At 59.4% G+C, this 7,279-nt stretch carries 8 protein-coding genes and 2 tRNA genes; 9 read left to right on the forward strand and 1 reads right to left on the reverse strand.

Annotation, left to right across the window (positions count from 1 at the left end):
- Positions 1-4 precede the first annotated feature (4 nt).
- The 9 genes from pheT to AC6CDK_RS11135 all read left to right on the forward strand — a co-directional run bounded on the left by pheT (position 5) and on the right by AC6CDK_RS11135 (position 6,517).
- Complete coding sequence (gene pheT, locus AC6CDK_RS11095) at positions 5-2,410, forward strand: phenylalanine--tRNA ligase subunit beta (protein ID WP_192905141.1); 2,406 nt, start codon at positions 5-7, stop codon at positions 2,408-2,410.
- Between the two features lie 94 nt (positions 2,411-2,504).
- On the forward strand, positions 2,505-2,780 hold the full coding sequence (locus AC6CDK_RS11100) for an integration host factor subunit alpha (RefSeq protein ID WP_010942168.1): 276 nt from the start codon (positions 2,505-2,507) through the stop codon (positions 2,778-2,780).
- 17 nt (positions 2,781-2,797) lie between these two features.
- Entirely contained in the window at positions 2,798-3,151 is a 354-nt protein-coding gene (locus AC6CDK_RS11105) for a MerR family transcriptional regulator (protein ID WP_039645111.1), read from the forward strand.
- Between the two features lie 8 nt (positions 3,152-3,159).
- Positions 3,160-3,236: transfer RNA gene (locus AC6CDK_RS11110), tRNA-Pro, on the forward strand.
- Between the two features lie 105 nt (positions 3,237-3,341).
- On the forward strand, positions 3,342-4,130 hold the full coding sequence (surE, locus tag AC6CDK_RS11115) for a 5'/3'-nucleotidase SurE (protein WP_039648253.1): 789 nt from the start codon (positions 3,342-3,344) through the stop codon (positions 4,128-4,130).
- Positions 4,131-4,157: 27 nt separating this feature from the next.
- Entirely contained in the window at positions 4,158-4,808 is a 651-nt protein-coding gene (locus AC6CDK_RS11120; protein WP_039645109.1) for a protein-L-isoaspartate(D-aspartate) O-methyltransferase, read from the forward strand.
- A 33-nt stretch (positions 4,809-4,841) separates the two neighbouring features.
- Complete coding sequence (locus AC6CDK_RS11125; protein ID WP_039645107.1) at positions 4,842-5,828, forward strand: sigma-70 family RNA polymerase sigma factor; 987 nt, start codon at positions 4,842-4,844, stop codon at positions 5,826-5,828.
- 37 nt (positions 5,829-5,865) lie between these two features.
- Positions 5,866-6,381, forward strand: a complete 516-nt coding sequence (locus AC6CDK_RS11130; RefSeq protein ID WP_039645105.1) for an adenine phosphoribosyltransferase — start codon at positions 5,866-5,868, stop codon at positions 6,379-6,381.
- Positions 6,382-6,440: 59 nt separating this feature from the next.
- A tRNA-Arg gene (locus AC6CDK_RS11135) sits at positions 6,441-6,517 on the forward strand.
- An 82-nt stretch (positions 6,518-6,599) separates the two neighbouring features.
- On the opposite strand, the gene hisG is transcribed toward AC6CDK_RS11135, so the two are convergent.
- Positions 6,600-7,279 (reverse strand): ATP phosphoribosyltransferase (hisG, locus tag AC6CDK_RS11140; RefSeq protein ID WP_496639831.1); only part of this gene is annotated, 680 nt, incomplete at its 5' end.

A 7,279-nucleotide genomic window follows, 5' to 3' on the forward strand; every position in this document is an offset into this window, starting at 1 on the left:
ATATATGATCGTTACGTACAACTGGCTCAAGGAATTTGTCGAATGTGATCTCTCTACTCAGGAGCTTGGTGACCTGCTTACCATGCTCGGTCTCGAAGTGGAGGGGGTGCGCGAGGTCGGGGGCGGCCTCGACCAGGTGGTGGTTGCCGTGGTGGAGGAGCGCCGGAAGCATCCCAATGCGGACAAGCTTTCCCTCTGCAAGGTCAATAACGGCCGGGAGATCCTGGATATCGTCTGCGGGGCCCAGAACTTCACTGCCGGCGACAAGGTCGCCCTGGCCCAGATCGGGGCCGTGCTGCCGGGTGACTTCAAGATCAAGCGATCCAAGATACGCGGCGAGGAGTCGTGCGGCATGCTCTGCTCAGAGCGTGAACTGGGGCTTTCTGCTGAATCGGAAGGGATCATGATCCTTCCCCCCGACCTGCCGCTCGGAGTCCCCCTGTTCGATGCCCTGGGCCTCAAGGACATCATTTTCGAGATCGGGCTCACCCCAAACCGCGCCGATTGTCTCAGTATTGTCGGGGTGGCGCGGGAGATTGCGGCAAAGCTCGGGAAGCGGATTACCTATCCGGGACACGCGGTTGTCGAGTCCGGCGAACCCGTAACGCAGAAGGCAACGGTCATCGTGGAGGACCCCGAACTCTGCCCGCGCTACACGGCCCGCTCTATCAGCGGATGCTCCATCGGCCCCTCGCCGGCATGGCTCGTCCGGCGCCTGGAGGCGGTCGGAATGCGTTCCATCAACAACGTGGTCGACGTGACCAACTACGTCCTGATGGAGTACGGGCATCCTTTGCACGCCTTTGATGCCGACCTGCTGGAGAGCGGCACGATCGTTGTCCGTCGGGCAATGGACGGTGAGGTGTTCACCACCCTTGACGGACAGCAGCGTGCCCTCACCGCCGGCGATCTCACTATCCGTGACGGAGCGAGGAGCGTTGCCCTTGCCGGTATCATGGGGGGAGAGAATTCGGAAATCCGCGATACCACGACGAATATCCTGCTGGAGAGCGCTTACTTCAATCCATCCGCCATCCGCCGTACCGCCAAGCGCCTGGGGATCCACACCGAGTCGTCCCATCGCTTCGAGCGGGGGGCGGATGTGGCTATTGTGACCAGGGCCCTTGACCGGGCTGCCGCGCTCCTGGCCGAATTGGCCGGGGGGACTGTTGCCGCGGGGATTATCGATGTCTATCCCGCGCCTGTTTCCCAGCGGACGATCCGGTTCAGGGTGGATCGCTGCAATGCCCTTCTCGGGGTCGAGCTCTCCGCCGATGAAATGAAGGCGCTGTTTCATCATCTGGAATTTACCACTGTCACGGTTGAGCCCGGCATAATCGATGTGACGGTCCCAACATTCAGGGTGGACCTGGAGCGCGAGATCGACCTGGTGGAGGAGGTAGCGCGTTTGAACGGCTACGGCCGGATTGAAACGACCATGCCTCGGGCCCGCGTCTTTTCCGACCGACCCTCTCAGCACCAGCGCATGGAGAGGCGGGGCCGCGACCTGATGGTGGGGCAGGGGTTCAATGAGGTCATAACCTTCAGCTTCATGGCGCCCGGCGCCCTTGACCGCATGATGCTCGGCCCCGAGGATGGCCGGCGCAGCGTGGTGGCGCTCAGGAATCCCCTTGTGGACGAGCAGGCGGTCATGCGGACAACGCTGCTCCCCGGGCTTCTGGAGGCGGCTTCCCGCAACCTGAACTACCGCAGTCTCGACCTGCGCCTCTTTGAATTGCGGCGCGTATATTTGCGGGTTGAAGGTGAGCAGCTTCCCAATGAGCCGCTGGTCCTTGCCGGGCTCATGACCGGCAGGCGCTACCCTGAAGGGTGGAACCAGGAGAAGCACCCCCTTGATTTCTATGATGTAAAGGGCGTTGTAGAGACGGTTCTCGACGCATTCTCGGTCAGTGGCGCGACCTATTCGTCCGGCGATGCCGATGTCTTTTACCATCCCGGCAAATCGTGCACGGTCAGGTGCGGCGATTCGATGCTGGGCTCCCTCGGCGAACTCCATCCCGATGTGCAGGACAATTTCGGGATCGACCAGCCGGTATTCTACTTCGAGCTTGATTTCGAGCGGCTCCTGTCCGCAGCGCGCGGCGCCGCGGCCGTTGTCCCGCCGTCGCGCTTCCCGGACACGTTCAGGGACATTGCCATGCTTGTGGCCGATGAGACGCCTGCTGCGGATATTGTCCGGTGCATCAGCGGGCTGCGTATCCGCGAGATCGAAAGCGCAGCCGTGTTTGACCTCTACAAAGGTGCCCATGTTCCCGAAGGAAAAAAGAGCATCGCGGTGCGGGTGCGCTATCGCTCCACAGAGAAAACCCTGAGCGACGACGAGGTTTCACCGCTGCACCAGAAGGTCATTGACAGCCTCATCACGAAGCTCAAAGTGACGATTCGTTAAAAACTGGTTGATTCTGCCGAATCGCTGTGATATAAAACCAGAGCTTCAGTTGGCCGGCTAACGGTCAGATTATGTAATAAATTTGAGGGAGTATATGACGAAGGCCGATATTGTCGAGCAAATATACGAGAAGATTGGTTTCTCCAAGAAAGAGTCCGCTGAGCTGGTCGAACGCGTGTTCGGTCTGATCAAGGAAACCCTTGAGCGTGGGGAAAAGATCAAGATCGCCGGCTTCGGCAATTTCGTGGTCAAGGACAAGGCCGATCGTCGCGGCCGCAATCCGCAAACCGGTGACGAGATCATCATTTCGGCCCGTAAGATCCTTACCTTCAAGCCGAGTCAGGTTCTCAAGTCCTCGATCAACACCTAGAACGCTTCGCCGGAGGCATGGTGGCGGAGGAGACGCCGGACAAACAGTACTACCGCATCGGCGAAGTATCCCGGATAACCTCACTCAAGCCGTCGGTTCTCCGTTTCTGGGAGGCCGAGTTCAAGGAGTTGCGGCCGCCCAAGAGCAGAACCGGCCAGAGGCTCTACACGCGGACTGATATTGAGCTTCTGCTGGAAATAAAACGGCTGCTCTATGGTGAAAAGCTGACCATAGACGGTGCAAGAAAGCGTTTGGCTACAAGTAAGGGGCATGGGCAGGCAGGCCCACCTCCCAGGCAGGATCAAGCTCTTGAAGAGATCCTCCATTCGGTCAAATGTGAGTTGGAATTGCTGAAAAAACAATTGCAATAGCACGTATTCGGGGCGTAGCGCAGCCTGGTAGCGCACCAGACTGGGGGTCTGGTGGTCGCTGGTTCGAATCCAGTCGCCCCGACCATTTCACAGGGGGTTACGAGATATATTTCGTAACCCCCTTTTGCGTATCATCCGCCGGTAGCGGAGGCCCGTCTCCGGCATGCGAACGGAGGGCAAGGGGGTGGCCATGAGAATTCTCGTTACCAATGATGATGGTGTTCACGCCCCCGGCATCGTGGCTCTGGCGGAGGCGCTCAGGCTTGTGGGCACAGTCACCGTAGTTGCGCCTGACCGTGAGCGAAGCGCGGTCGGCCATGCCCTCACACTTCACCACCCCCTCAGGGTGACGGAGATCATGGCTGGTATCTTTGCCGTTGACGGGACACCAACCGACTGCGTAAATCTCGGGATTCATGCTCTTCTGGCCGGATCGCCCGATATCGTGGTGTCCGGCGTCAATCGCGGCGGGAACCTGGGCGACGACATCACGTACTCCGGGACCGTCTCTGCTGCTCTTGAAGCAACCCTCATGGGAATTCCCGCCATTGCCGTTTCTCTTGCAGCCAACGGACATGGGAGCAACTACCGTCCGGCTGCCGCCTTTGCGGCGCGGTTGGCAAGGGAAGTACTCGAACGGGGCCTCCCCCGGGACACGTTCCTGAATGTCAATGTCCCCGACCTCCCCGCCGAAGAGCTCGGTGGACCGGTTATCACCTCGCAGGGAAAGCGCGATTACGGTGGCGATATCGTGGCCAAGGTTGATCCGCGAGGCAGGAACTACTACTGGATCGGCGGCAACGAACCGGTCTTTCGCGACATCGAGGGAACCGACTTTCATGCCGTCAAGCGCGGCAGGATATCGGTCACCCCGCTTCACTTGGATTTGACCAACTACGCATCGCTCTCGGTGTTACAGTCATGGGACCTCTCGGCATGCCGTCCGGAGGCTGGACAGCCGTCGGGAGCTCTGCTATAGTCGCGTTTCCACCAACAGGGGCATGTCATGAATTTTGAAATTGCACGCAAGAGGATGATCGAATCCCAGATCATCGCGCGAGGCGTCTCGGACCGGCGGGTGATCGAGGCGATGCTTAAGGTGCCCCGCCACGTCTTCGTAGAAGAGGCCATGGCCGCCCAGGCCTACAGTGACACGCCGCTCCCCATCGGTGAAAAGCAGACCATTTCCCAGCCTTACATGGTTGCCCTGATGACTGAACTCCTGGAGTTGAAGGGGAGGGAAAAGGTCTTGGAAATCGGTACCGGCTCAGGATACCAGGCCGCTATCCTGGCAGTCATGGCCGACCGGGTCTACACGGTGGAGCGCATTCGCCCGCTGGCGTTGCGGGCGCGCAAGGCCCTCGACAGCCTGGGCCTCCTCAATGTCAATATCAAGATATCTGACGGCACGGTCGGCTGGGAGGAGGAAGCTCCCTTTGACGCCATCATTGTGACCGCCGGAGCACCGGATATCCCGCAAAAGTACATAGACCAGCTCAAGCCGGGGGGGAGACTCGTCATCCCGGTGGGGACCCAGTTCGAGCAGGTGCTCGTCAGGGTCGTCAAGCAGGAGGATGGTTCGGTCGTGCAGGAGAATGTTACGGGATGCAGGTTCGTCAAACTGGTGGGCAAGTTCGGCTGGAGCAGCGATGACTGAGCGCCCTTCGGGCGCTTTGCAACGGAGATCCCCATGAGCGACATGAACGAACTGGATGAGAAAGAACTGGACTCACCGGATGAGCCCGGCGGGGACTTTATCGAGCCCGAACCGACAGCCTTCGAGCTGGGGGCGTCAGAGGAAGAGGATGAGCCAGAGGAGCCTGCGGAAGCCGGCAAGAACATCGAACAGGAACACTTCGACGATGCTATCAAGCTCTATCTGCGCGAGATTCAGCGGACGCGGCTGCTGACCGCCGATGAGGAAAAGGAGCTTGCCGGCCGTATCGCCAAGGGCGACAAGGCTGCCCGGGACAAGATGATCGAGTCGAACCTGCGGCTCGTGGTCAAAATTGCCAAGCGTTACATCAATCGGGGGCTTCCCTTTCTCGATCTTATCGAGGAGGGAAACATGGGGCTCATCAAGGCGGTAGAGCGCTTCAAGCTCTCGAAGGAATGTCGTTTCTCCACCTACGCCACCTGGTGGATTCGCCAGTCCATCGAGCGTGCCCTGGTGAACCAGTCGCGGACGATCAGGTTGCCGGTCCATGTCTCCGACGACATCAACAAGATGCTGAAGATCACGCGGGAACTGGTGCAGAGGTTCAACCGCGAGCCGAGCGTGAAGGAAGTCGCCACCGAGATGAAGGTGAATTCCGCCTACGTCCGGCGGCTGATGGTCCTCCTCAAAAAGACCTACTCCATTGAGCGCCCCATGGGAGAAAACAGCGATTATTTCCTCATCGACACCATTGAGGATACGTCCACTGTCTCGCCGGCCGTGCTGCTCGAGGATCTCAACAAATATGAGATCGTGTCCAAGTGGTTTGCGTCCCTGTCCGAGAATGAGCAGACGATCCTTACACTCCGCTTTGGTCTGGAAGACAAGGAGCCCCAGACCCTTGACACCATCGGTCGCAGCTTTGGTGTCACCCGTGAGCGTATCCGGCAGATTGAGGCCAAGTCTCTGGAAAAATTGAGGAAATATATTGAAGAAAGCGATGGCAATGCCATTGATTGAGCCGATTTGATGCCATCACGGAAGGGGAAGAAGAAGCATGAATGAGCTGAAAGACATAATCCGCGACGTTCCCGATTTCCCCAAAAAGGGGATCATCTTCAAGGACATTACCACGTTGCTGGCGGACGCCCCGTCGTTCCAGCGCATGGTTGACCTGATCGCGCATCGCTATGTGGGGAAGAAGATCAGCAAGGTGGTCGTGGTGGAAGCCCGCGGCTTCGTCATCGGCGCCGCCCTGGCCTACAAGCTCGGAGCCGGCGTAGCCCTGGTGCGCAAGCCGGGCAAACTTCCCTCGGAAACCTTCAGCAAGACCTATCAGCTCGAATACGGCTCAGACACCCTGGAGATCCATACTGATGCCATTACCAAAGGGGAGCGGGTGATTATCGCCGACGACATCCTCGCCACTGGCGGCACCATGGCGACGGTGGTCGAGATGGTCGAGGCCCTGGGTGGCGAGATCGTCGAGTGCTGCTTCCTGGCCGAGCTCGAATTCCTCGGGGGGAGAAAGAGGCTGCCCGAAGGAAAGGTCTACTCGCTCCTCACCTTCTAGTATCACTGGTGAAAGGGCTTGAAAATGCGCCCCGGATAGGCTATAAAAAATTTTCTTTTGTCCCCGTAGCTCAGCTGGATAGAGCACTTCCCTCCTAAGGAAGGGGCCGGACGTTCGAATCGTCTCGGGGACGCCAGTAAAATAAAGGGCCTGCACTCATCGGTGCAGGCCCTTTTCTGTGTCTGTTCCTCCCTTCCCCGAAGCGTACCCGGCGACTGCTAGATGATCTTGTTCAGCGGATACTCAACGATCCCCTCGGCGCCGAGCTTGATCAGCTCGGGAACGATGCGCCGGACCTCCTTTTCCGGAAGGATACTCTCGATGGAGACCCAGTCCGAGTTGAAGAGGTGGGACACGGTGGGGTTCTTGAGGCTCGGCAGCACACGGGTGATTGCCTCCAGCCGGTCATTGGGGGCGTTCATCTTGAGGCCCACCATCCCCTCGGCGGCCAGGGCCGATTTGAGGAGAGTGGCGATGGTCTCGATCTTCTCGCGCTTCCACGGATCGGCCCAGGCGGCCTTGTTGGCGATCAGAACCGGCACCGACTCCATCAGGTCGCAGACGATCCGCAGGCCGTTGGCCTTGATGGTGGACCCCGTCTCGGTCACTTCCACGATGGCGTCGCAGAGGCCGTCCACCACCTTCGCCTCGGTGGCGCCCCAGGAAAACTCAACGGTTACCGGGATGTTGCGCTCGGCAAAGTACCGCTTGGTGAAGCCCACCAGTTCGGTGGAGATGGTGGCCCCGTGGAGGTCCTCCGGCTTCTGCACGGCGGAGTCCCTGGTAACCACCAGGACCCAGCGGGCGGGCCGGCGGGAGACCTTGGAGTAGACCATCTCGCAGACTTCCACCACGTCCGACTCGTTTTCCCTCACCCAGTCGCGGCCGGCAATGCCGG

The organism is Geobacter sp. PheSNFMC (assembly GCF_059620965.1).

Bases quoted from the DNA above. Each gene is read 5' to 3' on its own strand.
- surE (WP_039648253.1), top strand. From the start codon at position 3,342: ATGAGAATTCTCGTTACCAATGATGATGGTGTTCACGCCCCCGGCATC.
- AC6CDK_RS11130 (WP_039645105.1), top strand. From the start codon at position 5,866: ATGAATGAGCTGAAAGACATAATCCGCGACGTTCCCGATTTCCCCAAA.
- AC6CDK_RS11125 (WP_039645107.1), top strand. From the start codon at position 4,842: ATGAGCGACATGAACGAACTGGATGAGAAAGAACTGGACTCACCGGAT.
- AC6CDK_RS11100 (WP_010942168.1), top strand. From the start codon at position 2,505: ATGACGAAGGCCGATATTGTCGAGCAAATATACGAGAAGATTGGTTTC.
- pheT (WP_192905141.1), top strand. From the start codon at position 5: ATGATCGTTACGTACAACTGGCTCAAGGAATTTGTCGAATGTGATCTC.
- AC6CDK_RS11105 (WP_039645111.1), top strand. From the start codon at position 2,798: ATGGTGGCGGAGGAGACGCCGGACAAACAGTACTACCGCATCGGCGAA.
- AC6CDK_RS11120 (WP_039645109.1), top strand. From the start codon at position 4,158: ATGAATTTTGAAATTGCACGCAAGAGGATGATCGAATCCCAGATCATC.